The 12162-nt window shown below is 71.7% G+C and carries 10 protein-coding genes; 1 reads left to right on the top strand and 9 read right to left on the bottom strand.

The features are described 5' to 3' along the window. Nucleotides 1-24: 24 nt before the first annotated feature. Complete coding sequence (locus tag OG589_RS44695) at nt 25-231, top strand: MbtH family protein (protein ID WP_405145011.1); 207 nt, start codon at nt 25-27, stop codon at nt 229-231. Between the two features lie 101 nt (nt 232-332). Here OG589_RS44695 and OG589_RS44700 read toward each other — a convergent pair whose 3' ends face one another. The 9 genes from OG589_RS44700 to OG589_RS44740 all read right to left on the bottom strand — a co-directional run bounded on the left by OG589_RS44700 (nt 333) and on the right by OG589_RS44740 (nt 12078). Next, nucleotides 333-1412 (bottom strand): iron-siderophore ABC transporter substrate-binding protein, encoded by a 1080-nt coding sequence (locus OG589_RS44700; protein ID WP_405145012.1) that lies wholly within the window; start codon nt 1410-1412, stop codon nt 333-335. 22 nt (nt 1413-1434) lie between these two features. After that, nucleotides 1435-3264 carry an ABC transporter ATP-binding protein gene (locus tag OG589_RS44705; protein WP_405145013.1) on the bottom strand — a complete coding sequence of 610 codons (1830 nt, stop codon included), beginning with the start codon at nt 3262-3264 and terminating at the stop codon, nt 1435-1437. Beyond that, nucleotides 3261-4913, bottom strand: a complete 1653-nt coding sequence (locus tag OG589_RS44710; protein ID WP_405145014.1) for an ABC transporter ATP-binding protein — start codon at nt 4911-4913, stop codon at nt 3261-3263. Before OG589_RS44710 ends, OG589_RS44705 begins: the two co-directional genes overlap by 4 nt. Nucleotides 4914-5090: 177 nt before the next feature. Beyond that, the gene (locus OG589_RS44715; protein WP_405145015.1) at nt 5091-5483 is read right to left on the bottom strand and encodes a YciI family protein; all 393 of its coding nucleotides are present in this window, start codon (nt 5481-5483) and stop codon (nt 5091-5093) included. A gap of 113 nt (nt 5484-5596) precedes the next feature. Further along, nucleotides 5597-6043 (bottom strand): DUF1707 domain-containing protein, encoded by a 447-nt coding sequence (locus OG589_RS44720; RefSeq protein WP_405145016.1) that lies wholly within the window; start codon nt 6041-6043, stop codon nt 5597-5599. A gap of 73 nt (nt 6044-6116) precedes the next feature. Then, nucleotides 6117-6803: a phosphotransferase gene (locus OG589_RS44725; protein WP_405145017.1), complete on the bottom strand. Its 687-nt coding sequence runs from the start codon at nt 6801-6803 to the stop codon at nt 6117-6119. Nucleotides 6804-6986: 183 nt separating this feature from the next. Beyond that, nucleotides 6987-9761 carry a LuxR C-terminal-related transcriptional regulator gene (locus OG589_RS44730; protein ID WP_405145018.1) on the bottom strand — a complete coding sequence of 925 codons (2775 nt, stop codon included), beginning with the start codon at nt 9759-9761 and terminating at the stop codon, nt 6987-6989. Beyond that, nucleotides 9752-11551, bottom strand: coding sequence for a 2-isopropylmalate synthase (locus OG589_RS44735; protein ID WP_405145019.1), 1800 nt, complete (start codon nt 11549-11551; stop codon nt 9752-9754). The genes OG589_RS44730 and OG589_RS44735 overlap by 10 nt, the downstream gene beginning before the upstream one ends. 2 nt (nt 11552-11553) lie before the next feature. Next, nucleotides 11554-12078, bottom strand: a complete 525-nt coding sequence (locus OG589_RS44740; protein ID WP_405145020.1) for a BTAD domain-containing putative transcriptional regulator — start codon at nt 12076-12078, stop codon at nt 11554-11556. Between the last annotated feature and the right edge of the window lie 84 nt (nt 12079-12162).

Genomic DNA, 12162 nt, shown 5'->3' on the forward strand with positions numbered 1-12162 from the left:
TCCCCGAAGAGGAGAGAACCCGACATGAGCAACCCGTTCGAGAACCCCGAAGGCGTCTACTCGGTACTGGTCAACGCCGAAGGCCAGCACAGCCTGTGGCCTGACTTCGCGGAGGTCCCGGCCGGGTGGACCGTCGCCCACGGACCCGCCACCCGCCAGGAGTGCCTGGACCACATCGAGGCCAACTGGACCGACATGCGCCCGAAGACCCTCGCGGAACAGGACGGCTGACCGCCGGGGGGCGCGAAGAAGGGCTGGGCCGCGAGACGATTCGCGGCCCAGCCCTTTCCAGGTGTGTACGAAGCGGGCCGGCCCTCTCCGAGGGCCGGCCGTCAGGAGGACGGTTGCGTGACCTCGGTGGAGGGCGAGCCGTCGACGGCCGCCGCGAGCTGCGGTGCCAGCCGGTCGAGCGTGTACGGCAGGCTCAGCACCGAGACGAACGAGATGGCGTTGCCGTAGTCCCCGTTCTCCTTGACGAACACCTCACGGCCCTGCTTGACCACGTCCAGGTCGCCGTACAGCTTGTCGCCGTGCAGCTTGGCCGCGTCCGTCGCCGGGTCGGCGACGATCCACACGATCGCGTCGGTGTCCAGCAGGTCGGTGCGCTCCTTGCTGATGTTGGCGCCGAACTCGTCGCCGATGGCCTTGTCCAGGCCGGACGGCAGCGTGAAGCCCAGCGAGCTCAGGATGCGCGAGCGGTTGTCCTGAGGCCCGTACACGAAGATGCCCTCGTACGGGGTGGCCATCACGGCGGTGGCGCCCGCGAACTCCGGGTGCTCGGCCTTCGCCGCCGTGAACCTGGCCTCGACGTCCTCGACCAGCTTCTTGGCCTCGGCCTCCTTGCCGAGCGACTTGCCGATGATCTCGGTCTGCCGCTGCCACGGGACGCCGTAGTCCGCGTACTCCTTGGGCTGGGCCACCACCGGGGCGATCTTCGACAGGGTCTCGTACTGGTCCTTCGTCAGCCCCGAGTACAGGGAGAGGATCAGGTCGGGGGCGAGCGAGGCGATCTTCTCCACCTGTGGTCCCGTGCCGGTGTCCTTCAGTACGGCCGGAAGGGCGCCGCCGCCCAGCTTGCCGGTGGCCCAGGGGCCGATGGCACCCCCGTACCCGCCCAGCCACTCGGTCGTGCCGACCGGCACCTCGCTGAGGGCCAGCACGGAGTCCTGGTCGGTCAGGCCGACCGTGACGATCCGCTTGGGCGCGGACGGGATGGTGACGCTGCCGTACTTGTGCTCGATGGTCACAGGGAAGGCGCCGCCGTCTGACGCGGTGGCACCGGGATCGGCGGTGCCGGTGGCGGAATCGGAGCCGGAGCCGGAGCCGGAACCGCAGGCGGCGATGGCGCCGCAGAGCAGCAGTACGGAGGTGAGTACCGCGGCGAGCCGGGTGCCTCTCATCGTGCGGGGCATCAGGGGGTCCTTCGTCTTCTCGTCAGATGGTCGGTGCGTCGTGCGTGGGGGGTTGTGGGGGAGCGCTGGATCGGGTGTCCGACCAGGCCTCCCATAGGGCGGCATAGGTTCCGCCCGCGGCGCGGAGCTCGTCGTGGCCGCCGCTCTCCACGACCCGGCCGCCGTCCATGACGACGACGCGGTCGGCGGTCGCGGCCTGGGTGAGGCGGTGGGCCACGACCAGGGCGGTACGGCCCTCGATCGCCCGCAGGGTGGCGTTCTCCAGGGTGCGGGCCCCGGTGCTGCCCGCCTCGGCGGTGGCCTCGTCCAGCACGGCTATCGGCGGGTCGGCGAGGATCAGCCGGGCGAGGGCGAGCTGCTGCGTCTGGGTGGCGGTGAGGCGGTGGCCGCCCTCGCCGACGACCGTCCGCAGGCCGTCCGGCAACGCTTCCGCCCAGGTCAGGGCGTCTACGCCGGCGAGGGCCTCGCGCAGGTCGGCGTCGTCGGCGTCGGGCCGGGCCAGCCGCAGGTCGTCGGCCAGCGGTCCGGAGAAGACGTGCACCTCCTGGGTGACCAGCGCGACCGTGGGGCCGGTCGTGTCCCGCCCGGGGACCGCCAGCCGTACGGAACCGGTGGTCGGCCGGTGGATGCCGGCGATGAGCTTGGCGAGCGTGGTCTTGCCCGCGCCGCTGGCGCCGACCAGCGCTACCCGCTCGCCGGGACGCAGCACGAGGTCCACGTCATGCAGCACAGGCCGCCCCGCCTCATACGCGTGCCCTACTCCCTTCACCATCACCACCGGACCCTGCCGATCTGCGGGCTCCACCGGGTGCTCCGGCTGCTGATGTGACGGTTCGTCCGCGACGCCGACCAGGCGGGCGAGGCTCGCGGCGGCCGACTGGGCGTCGTCCACCAGGACGAGGGCGGAGTTGACCGGGGCGAACAGGCTGTGGAAGTACAGCGCCGCGGCGGTCGCCGTGCCGATGGACGTGGACCCGCTTCGAACCAGGAGGAATCCGACCACCAGCACCGCCGCCAGGCCGGTGTACTCGGCGAGGTGCAGGCGGCTGTAGAACCGCAGCACCAGCCGTACCCCGCGCATCGTCAGCTCGACCGCCGACCAGGAGCGCCGGGTCACCCGCTCGGTGTGCTCGGCTTCCAGGCGGAACGCGCGGACGGTGGTAGCGCCGCCGATGCTGTCCAGGAGTTGCTGCTGCTGGGCTCCGCTCGCGATGCGCTGCTCGGCGTACAGCGGCACGGCGTTGCGCACGTACCAGCGCGCGGTGTGCGCCTGGATCGGCACCGCCAGCAGCGCCGCGAGCAGGAACCGCCAGTCGAGCACGGCGAGCGCCCCGAGGGTGAGCACGATGGCCAGCAGCGAGCGGGCCAGTTCGGGAAGGGCGGTCCGCACCGCCTCGGCCACCTGCGAGACGTCACCGGTCACCCGGGAGGTGAGGTCGCCGGAACCGGCCTTCTCCACCTGTTCCAGCGGCAGCAGCAGGGCGCGTTCGACGAACCGCTCGCGCAGCCGGGCCAGCACGGTCTCCCCGAGCCGGGATATCAGCGACAGCCCGAGCGTGGTGCCGGCCCCCTGCGTCACCGCGACGAGCACCAGCAGCGTCGCGGGCAGGGTGAGGGCGTCGGCCGGGCTCCGGCCGGCGACGAGGTCGACGATGCGGCCGAGCAGCGGCTGCGTCAGCAGGCCGACCGCGGTGGCGGCGACCATCACCGCGAACCCGCAGGTGGCCAGCCCCCGGTGCGGCCGGAGCAGTTCCCTTACGGCCGCCCAGGTCCGCGCCGAACCGGCCGTGGGCAGCAACACCCGTCCCCCCTCCCGCTCGGTGCCGGCGGGGGTCGCGGTCGTGGTCGTCATGCGAGCACCGCCGTGCGGTAGGCGGCGTGGCGTCGTACCAGGTCGGCGTGCGGGGCCGTGTCGGTGACCCGGCCGTCGTGGAGCAGGGCCACGCGATCGGTCACCGCCAGCAGCGCGGGACTCGTGGTGACGAGGATCGTCGTGCGGCCCCGGCGGAACTCGCGGATACCCGTGGCGATGCGCGCCTCGGTGACCGCGTCGACCGCGGTGGTCGGGTCATGGACCACCAGCACGGGTCGCTCGGCGGCCAGGGCCCGGGCGAGGGCCACACGCTGGCGCTGCCCGCCGGACAGCGAGCGGCCCCGCTCACTGACCGCCGTGTCACCACCATGCCGCAACGCCCGGACGATCTCGTCGGCCCCGGCCGCCGCCATCGCGCGAGTGAGGTCGTCGGTCGCTGCCAGTGGGTGGGCGGGGTCGTCGGTGCCGGGAGGGTCTGGCTTCGGGGGGGTGATGTTGTCGTGAAGGGTGCCCTCGAACAGCGCGGCGTCGTGCTCGGCGACCAGTATCGCCGTGCGGATGTCGGCCGGGTCCAGGTCGCGCAGCGGTATGCCGTCCAGCTCGACCACTCCGGTGTCGGGGTCCGCCTGGCGGCTGAGGCAGCGCAGCAGTGCCGTCGCGTCCGCCGGATCGGTCGCGGCCACACCGAGCACCTCGCCGGGTGCCACGTCCAGCTCCAGCTCGCGCAGCCCCCCGTGGCTGACCCCGCGCAGCCGTACCGCACCTCGTACGGGCCGCGGCAGGCGCGCGCCACCGGACGGCACGGCCGGCGGCGCGGCGAGGACCTCGGCGATACGTCCCGCGGACGCCCGGCCCTGGGCGAAGTCGGCGTTGACCCAGGAGAACACCTCCAGCGGCCCCAGCAGGAACAGCGCGAGGCCGACCGCGGAGACGAGCTGGCCCAGGCTGATGTCGCCCTGGGCGGCCAGCCGACCGCCCACGAGCGCGACGACGGCGATGAAGCCTCCGGTCAGGGCGAGCACCATGCCGCTCTGCAGCGCCTCGGCCCGAGCCGCCCGCAGCGTGGCGACCAGCGAGTCACGGCTGGTGCGCCGGTAGCGGGCGACGGCCGCGGACTCCGCCCCGATGCCCTTGAGCACGCGAAGGCCGGCCACCAGGTCGGTGGCGATGCCGGACGCGTGCGCGGCACGCTCCTGCTCGGCCTCGCTGCGGCGCTCCAGCGGCTTGCTGAGCAGGTGCCCGAGCCAGAGCAGCACCGGGGTGCCGAGCAGGACCGTCAGGCCGAGCGGCACCGAGGTCCGCAGCAGCACGACAGCGCCGACGAGCAGTCCCGCCAGCGCCGATATCCCGAACATCAACGCCATGTTCACGGCGCCGACGCGCTTGGCGTCCTCGGTGGCGATGGTGGCCAGCGTGCCAGGCAGCCTGCCGTTCTCCGCCCCGCCGCCCGGGTCGAGCACGCGCCGTACGAGCTGGACGCGCAGCACGTGAGCGGCCTGCTCGGCGGCTCGTTCCCCGGCCCGGGCGCCGAAACGGAAGCTGAACGACAGTCCCACGTAGACGATGGCGAGTACCGCGAGCCAGCGCAGCAGCGCGCCCGCGTCGCCCTCGGCCACGGCCTGGTCGATCACGATGCCGATCAGGACCGGGACCAGTGCCTCCCCGGCCTGGTGCGCGGCTCCGAGCACCGAGCCGAGTGTGACATCCCGCCGTTGCCCTCGGATGGCGCGTCGCAGAACATGCCGCCCCGACGCACCCATCCGCACTCCTTCGGAACCCCGGCCATGAACTTAGGTAAGGCTAGCCTATGTTCATGCCTCCGAACCACCCCTGATGCCCTGGCCGGTGGCGGGGTGTGGCGTGGGTCAGGGCTGGGGGAAGGAGGTGGGGTCGAAGTCGGCGGGGCCGAAGACCCGGCGGATCTCGGACTCGCCCTCCCAGCCCGGCCAGTTGTCCCGGTGGATCTCCATGAAGCGCCTCGCCGCCTCGACGGCCTCTTCCTTGGAGTCCACCTCCATCATCGCGTAGCTGGCGATCAGCTCCTTGGACTCGGTGAAGGGACCGTCGGTCACGGTCAGCTTCCCTCCGGCCAGCCGGACACGGGCGCCGGTGGCACTCGGCGCGAGGCCCGCGGTGTCGAGCAGCACCCCCGCCTTGGCCGACTCCTCGCCGTACGCGGCTATGGCGTCCATGAGCTCCTTGGGCGGCGCGCCCAGCGTGGAGTTCTCTTCGGTCCTGAGGAGCAGCAGGTATCGCATCGTCGTTCTCCCTCTTGGTCCGGGTCCGGCGCGGTGCCTTCGGACCCGCTCAACTGGTTCTACCTGTGCGTCGACCGAGGGAGGGCCGGATCGACAGGCCGGGAGAATTTTTTTCAGCGGTCGCGACGGCTGTGCGTGACGATCGTCGTCAGGACGAGCAGGGCGGCGGCCGGAGGGCCGATGACCCACATGGGCCAGAAGTACACCAGGGAGCCGTCGGACAGGCTGACCAGGACCCAGACGGTCAGGTTGATCATGACCTTGACGGCCCAGATCGTCCAGACCACCCTGAGCCACCTCGGCAGGGTGGCCTCCGCCTCGGAGGAGGCGGGCACGGCCTGGGGAGCCGCCGGAGCCGCCGCCACCGGGCCGGGCGCCGAGGCCGGCAGGTCGACGAACAGGTCGGCGAGGTCGCCGTAGGTCACCGACTGGTAGGCACGGCCCAGTCGATCGTCGTATTCCTGCAGGTTGAGGCGGCCCTCGGTCACCGCCGAGCCGAGCCGCTCGGCGGCGGCCTCGCGATCACTGTCCGAAACCCGCACGTCGCGCCGCTCGTCCATCCTCTGCCTTCTCCCGGTTCCAGGGGTCACGACCCGGGCCGCGCCGAGGCGGGCCCGCGTCGAAGTACTCGGTTCACGACACCGGCTCGCGCCGTTCCGTGGTCTCTCGCGCGACGAGGCGGTCGATGTCGGCCCGCTCGCCGGGCCGGGTGTTGCGGTCGGCGAGCCGGCGTCCGGCCAGGGCGCTCAGGTACGGCCGGGCGGCCTCGCGGTCGATGCTTTCGAGGAACGCGGCGAGCACCACGTCGCGCCCCGCCTCCTCGTCCGGTCCGGAGACCGGCGCGGTCGCCATGGCGAGCCACGTGCACGCCACGTCGGCCCCCGCCGCGCCCCTGCCGGCGTTCGCCCAGTCGATGACCTTCGGGCCGTCGCCGGTGACGAGCACGTTGAGCGGGTGGAGGTCCAGGTGGAGCAGGCTGTTCCCCGGGCATCCCTCGGCCGCGGGCAGCCAGCCCGGTGCCCGTACGGCCGCCAGCCGGCGAAGGAGGTCGGCGAGAAGACGGCCGTGGGCCCGCATGCGCGACGGCTCCCGTAGGCCGTGCTCCATCAGGTTGGCCCCCTCGACGCGCTCCATGAGGATGTCGGGTCCTTCGGCGTCGAAGACCTCGGGCGCGGGGAAGCCGTGCCTGCGCGCGTGGCGCATGACCGAAGCCTCCCGCTCCAGGTTGCGACCGTCGCGGGCCCGCCGGACCACCTTGCCGGTTCCGGCCTCGAAGATGTGACAGTCACGTCCGGACGCGATGAGCGATCCCACCTGCATATCGTCAGATTAGGAGGTAAAGGTAGGTAATACCAGGTATCTGACCGCCACCCCGATGGCAACAAGTTACGGGGATTGGCTGCCACCGCACGCCCGGCCTCCGTTCATCTACAATCCACCGCCAATTTGAACAAACCACATAAAAATCGCCAGACCGCCCTTTTCCTCCGAATACGCGAAAAATCAGTTGAATGCGTGGTTCGTGGATTCGGGTGCCGGGGCCGAGAGGCCGTCCGCGAGCCTGGCCGGCAGCTCGGTGCGGCGGGTGACGTTGAGCTTGCGATAGATGCGCGTGAGGTGCTGTTCGACCGTGCTCATCGTGATGAAGAGCTTCCTCGATATCTCGCGGTTGGTGTACCCCTCCGCCGCCAGCGCCGCCACGCGCCGCTCGGCGTCGCTCATGATCGCGGTCACGCCGGAGGACGAGCCGGGGTCGGGCTCGTCGTCCTCGGCACCGCGAGACAGGGCCCGGATGAGGGGCTCGGCGTGACACTCCTGCGCGAGCACCCGGGTACGCCGCCCGAAGATCTCCGCCTGCCGGTACTCCCCGCTCGCCTGGTAGGCCTCGGTGAGGTCGAAGAGCGTACGGGCGAGCTGGTACCGGTCGCCGCCGGACTGCAGGAGGTCGGCCGACCTGCGGAGCAGCGTGGCCCGGTGGCGCAGCTCGCTCACCGAGGCCAGCAGGCGCGTCGCGATGCCCTGTGCCCGCTTGGAGCGGGAGTCGCACCGCGAGAGCTGGTCGTTGATCAGGCGCATGGCCTCGTCCGGCTCACCGAGGCGGATCAGCGCCTCGGCCGCGTCCGTGCGCCACGCGATGAACCCCGGGACGTCCAGCTTCCACCTGCTCATGAGCTCGCCGCAGAGCCGGAAGTCCCGCAGCGCCTGCTGGGGCTGGTCCGCCATGAGGTTGAAGCGGCCCTTCGCGTGCAGGTACTGCAGGCCGTACCTGGTCTCCAGCATCGCCTCGGGCACCGGCTGGTTGAAATGCTGGAGGTACTCGTCCAGCTTGCCCATGGCGGCCCCGGCGAGCAGGAGGCTGCCCAGCGGCCCGCCGACGGTCACCCCCCAGCTGCCGGCCGGGATGAGCTCCAGAGCCCTCTGGGCGTCCTGCGCCGCCCCCGCCAGGTCGCCCCTGCGGAGGCCGATCTCCGCCCGGATGGCGGACAGCCGGGCCTGGCGGCTCGGCGCGCGTCGTGACTCCGCCTCGTCGATGAAGGCGTCGCACCACGGGGCCGCCTTGCCGGGCAGATCGGCGTAGGTCAGCGCCAGGAGCGCGGTCTCCACCGTGTCCAGGGTCATCTCGTCCAGGCGCGAGCCGCGCAGGATGAGCTCGGCCGTCGCCACGGTGTCCTCGCGCGGACCCTCGGTCATCACGCTCGCCAGCGCGTCCGCGGCCTCCATGCGGCGGCCGACCCGCAGGGACGAGGCGGCGGCGACCGTCCGCTCCCGGCCGACCTCCGGCAGATGCGTGAGGAACGAGGGGTACAGGGTCCTGAACCAGGGACGCGCCGCGGCGAGCTCCGCCGCGCTCTCCTGGTCGAGCTTCTCGCGCTCCTTCAGGTGGGCGAGCACCTCCCTGGCGTCGTCGACGTGGCCGTGCCACAGCAGGGCCTTCGCGAGCACCACCGCGTCGCCGCCGCCGAGGTAGCCCTTGTGCAGGGCGTCGGTCAGCTCCGCGAGGTGGCCCGCGGGAGTGCTGGGGTTGATCCGCCACTCCGCCCGCATGAGCGCGGTGGCGATCCTCGCGCGCCGCCGCTCGTCTCCGCAGGCGCGCCAGGCGAGCTTGAGGTACTCGATGGCAGACTCGACGCCGTCGTCGCGCAGCGCCTGCCGTGCCGCCTCCTCCAGGACCGACAGGGCCCAGGGGTCCCCCGCGTGGCTCGCGTGGAGCAGGTGCTCGGCCACCACGACCGGGGGGCACCCCTCCTCGTACGTCAGCTCCGCGGCCCGGCGGTGCAGGGCTATGCGCTCGGAGGCGTCCAGCTCGGCGAGCACGGCGGACCTGGCGATCTCGTGACGGAAGCGGCCTTCCCGCAGCACGCCGGCGTCGCCCAGCGCCTGGATCGAGGTGGACACCGCCACCTTGCTCTCGCCGAGCAGCGGGCCGACCGAGGAGGCGTCGCCGAGGACCGCGAGCCCTCTGGCGACGAGCGACATGCGGCGGTCCGCGCGGCGCAGGTAGGCCACGATGGCCTCGCCGTACCTCTGGCCGGGGGAGCCGGTGGCCTGGTGATCCTCCAGGAGCGCGTCGACCAGCAGCCGGTTGCCGCCGCTCAGCGCGTGGCACTCGGCCGCGAACCGCCTGGCGGCCTCGGCGCCCGCCCTGTCGGTCACCCTCTCCTCCACGCCCGCGAGGTTCAGGTGGGCGAGCCGGATCGGACGGCAGTGCGGCTGCCGCAGCACCTCTGTGTGGAAGAGGGACTGGAGGTGCGCGCTCGGGTCGGGCGCGCTGAACACCAGCATGACGTCCGCGAACTTCACCCGCCGCGCGAGGTAGGCGAGGCACAGCTGCGACGCGCGGTCGGCGTAGTGGACGTCGTCCACGGCGATCACCAGCGGGCACCGCTCGGACAGCTCCAGCAGCACCGTGCACAGCGCGTCGACGATCTGCACGTCCACGTGCTCGATGGCCTCGGCACGCGGGTCGTTCGACATCTGTGAGCGCGCGCCTTCGTGCAGCAGGCCCAGCGTCGCCGCCCGCTGCTCTTCGGTCAGGGGCGCGCCGTGGACGAGCTGGGACAGCACGCCGAGCGGGAGTCCGCTCTCGGCGCGCGAGCCCGTCGCGGTGAGGGGCAGCGCGCCGTGGTCGAACGCCCGCTCGGTGAACGCGTACAGCAGCTCGCTCTTGCCGGTCGCGATCGCCCCCGTCACCATCGCGATCCTGCCCTTGCCCGCCACCACCTCGGCCAGCAGCTCCCGAAGGGAGGTCATGCCCTTCCGCTGGTCGTCTACGGCCATGATCGGCCTCCACCGTCCGCTCGGAGTCCGGCCGCCGCCAGGGGGCGGCGCTGTTCGGGTACGTTCACCTCGCGGTCCGCCTCGACGGCCGCGAGGTCTCCCTCGCGTGAGAGCCGCGCGCCCGCCACGCGTACGGCCGACAGCGCCGCCGTGGCGACGTCCCTGTCGATGCCGGCGCCCCAGGCCACGGCGCCGTCGGCGCGGCACTCGGCGTAGATCACGGTCTCGTCCCGCGACCGGCCGTCGAACACGGCGCGCTCCGGCGTCAGGTCGTCGTTGTCGAGAGGGAGCCCGGTGCGGTGCACGACGCGCACCTGGACGCCGTGGCGGCCGAGCACCGAGCCGAGGGTGCGGAAGGCGTCCGCCTGGGGCCCGCTGACGTCGAACCGCCCGTCGACGTACAGCGATGCGATCACGTGCTCCCACCCCGGCAGCGGGTCCGCCGGGTCCACGCGGAGGAGGTACTCCTCCATGAACAGCGCTCCGATGCCGCTCGGCGAGAGCTCGCCGCCCAGCTCGTCCACCCGTGCCTGCACCTTGGCCGCCAGCTCGATCTGGAGCCCCCGCGGCAGGTTGAGCCCATGCCAGGCGCTCATGACGTACGCGACGCCGCCCTTGCCCGACTGGCTGTTGACCCGCACGACGGCCTCGTACGTGCGGCCCACGTCCTTGGGGTCGACCGGCAGGTACGGCATGCGCCAGGGCAGGTCGCCCGCGTCGGCGCCGGCCTCGGCCGCCCGCTGCTCCAGCTCGTCGAACCCCTTCTTGATGGCATCCTGGTGGGACCCCGAGAAGGCGCTGTAGACGAGGTCCCCGCCATAGGGGTGCCGGGGGTGCACGGGCAGCTCGTTGCAGAGCTCGACGGTGCGGCGCACCTCGTTGATGTCGGAGAAGTCGACGCCCGGGTCGACCCCGTGGGCGTAGAGGTTCATGCCGAGCGTCACCAGGCAGACGTTGCCGGCGCGCTCGCCGTTGCCGAACAGGCAGCCCTCGACGCGCTCGGCGCCCGCGAGCATGGCCAGCTCCGCCGCCGCGACCCCGGTGCCCCGGTCGTTGTGCGGGTGGACGGACAGGCACACGTGCTCCCGCCGGGAGAGGTTGCGGCCGAGCCACTCGATCTGGTCGGCGAAGACGTTGGGCAGCGACCGCTCCACCGTCGTCGGGAAGTTGAGGATGATCCCCCGGTCGGGCCCGGGCTGCCAGACGTCCATGACGGCCTCGCAGACCTCCAGGGAGAAGTCCGGCTCGGTCTCGTTGAAGAGCTCGGGGGAGTACTGGTACCCGAGGTCGCAGTCGTGGAGGGTCCGCTCGGCGTACTTCATCATCAGCCGGGTGCCCTGCACGGCGAGGTCCTTGCACTCCGCGCGGGTCATCCCGAAGACCATCCGCCGGAACAGCGGGGACGTGGCGTTGTAGATGTGGATCGTCGCCCGGGGCGCGCCCGCGAGGCACTCGACGGTGCCTCTGATCAGTTCGTCGCGGGCCTGGGTGAGAACCGAGATGCGCACATCGTCGGGAATTCGGTCGCGCGTGATGAGCATTCGCACGAAGTCGTGGTCATTCCGGCTGGCGACCGGAAAACCGACCTCGATCTCTTTGTAGCCCATGTTGACAAGGAGGTCGAACATCATGAGCTTGCGCTCGGGTGTCATCGGGTTGGCGAGCGACTGGTTGCCGTCCCTGAGGTCCGTGGACAACCAGCGCGGAGCGGAGACGATGCGATTGCCCGGCCAGGTGCGGTCGGTCAGGGCGACGGGAGTGAAACCCGCGTAGCGCTCGACGCCTTTCATCGTCAAACTTCCTTTCCTGAATGACTCACGGCGGGAGAGTTCGGCTGCTCCTCCAGGGCGGTCGCGTGCGGGCCGAGCACGGCTCCCCGTCTTACGTCCGCGAGCGCGGGGCCCGACCACAGGTCCAGGGCCTTGCGCAGCACCTGCTCGGCGGTCGCGTGGTCGCCGGCGCGGTAGTGCCGTGCGCCCTCCTCGACGAGCCGGGGGAACACGAGAGCGTCGACGCGCTGCGGGTCCACGCACAGCAGGTATCCCGGGGCCCGGGTGGCGACCAGCCGTCCCGCGGGAGGGCCGATGCGGTCGAGAATCCGGCGGAGATGATAAATGTGGGTCTGCAGGGTGTTCAGCTGGTCTTTCGGCGCCTCTTCCCCCCACAGCTCATTTACAAAGAGGTTGACATCGACGATCTTCCCCGCGTTGAGCGCCAGAAGTGAGAGGACCTGCCGGACCTTTGGCCCGCTGGGGGTGAAAGGGCGGTCGCGCTCGTCGAGCACCTCTATCGGCCCGAGTAGCTTGAAATCCGGCATCAGATTCCCTAAGGTGAAATTGCCCAGCCTCCGTCAGAGGTGGGAGCCCGCCTTTCTGGCGTTTTCCGCTGGCTTCAAGCTATA

The sequence above is a fragment of the Sphaerisporangium sp. NBC_01403 genome (assembly GCF_045040145.1).
Taxonomy (GTDB): domain Bacteria; phylum Actinomycetota; class Actinomycetes; order Streptosporangiales; family Streptosporangiaceae; genus Sphaerisporangium; species Sphaerisporangium viridialbum.

Coding starts and splice junctions, on each gene's coding strand:
- OG589_RS44695 (WP_405145011.1), top strand. CDS start 25: ATGAGCAACCCGTTCGAGAACCCCGAAGGCGTCTACTCGGTACTGGTC.
- OG589_RS44700 (WP_405145012.1), bottom strand. CDS start 1,412: ATGCCCCGCACGATGAGAGGCACCCGGCTCGCCGCGGTACTCACCTCC.
- OG589_RS44705 (WP_405145013.1), bottom strand. CDS start 3,264: ATGACGACCACGACCGCGACCCCCGCCGGCACCGAGCGGGAGGGGGGA.
- OG589_RS44715 (WP_405145015.1), bottom strand. CDS start 5,483: ATGCGATACCTGCTGCTCCTCAGGACCGAAGAGAACTCCACGCTGGGC.
- OG589_RS44720 (WP_405145016.1), bottom strand. CDS start 6,043: ATGGACGAGCGGCGCGACGTGCGGGTTTCGGACAGTGATCGCGAGGCC.
- OG589_RS44725 (WP_405145017.1), bottom strand. CDS start 6,803: ATGCAGGTGGGATCGCTCATCGCGTCCGGACGTGACTGTCACATCTTC.
- OG589_RS44730 (WP_405145018.1), bottom strand. CDS start 9,761: ATGGCCGTAGACGACCAGCGGAAGGGCATGACCTCCCTTCGGGAGCTG.
- OG589_RS44735 (WP_405145019.1), bottom strand. CDS start 11,551: ATGAAAGGCGTCGAGCGCTACGCGGGTTTCACTCCCGTCGCCCTGACC.
- OG589_RS44740 (WP_405145020.1), bottom strand. CDS start 12,078: ATGCCGGATTTCAAGCTACTCGGGCCGATAGAGGTGCTCGACGAGCGC.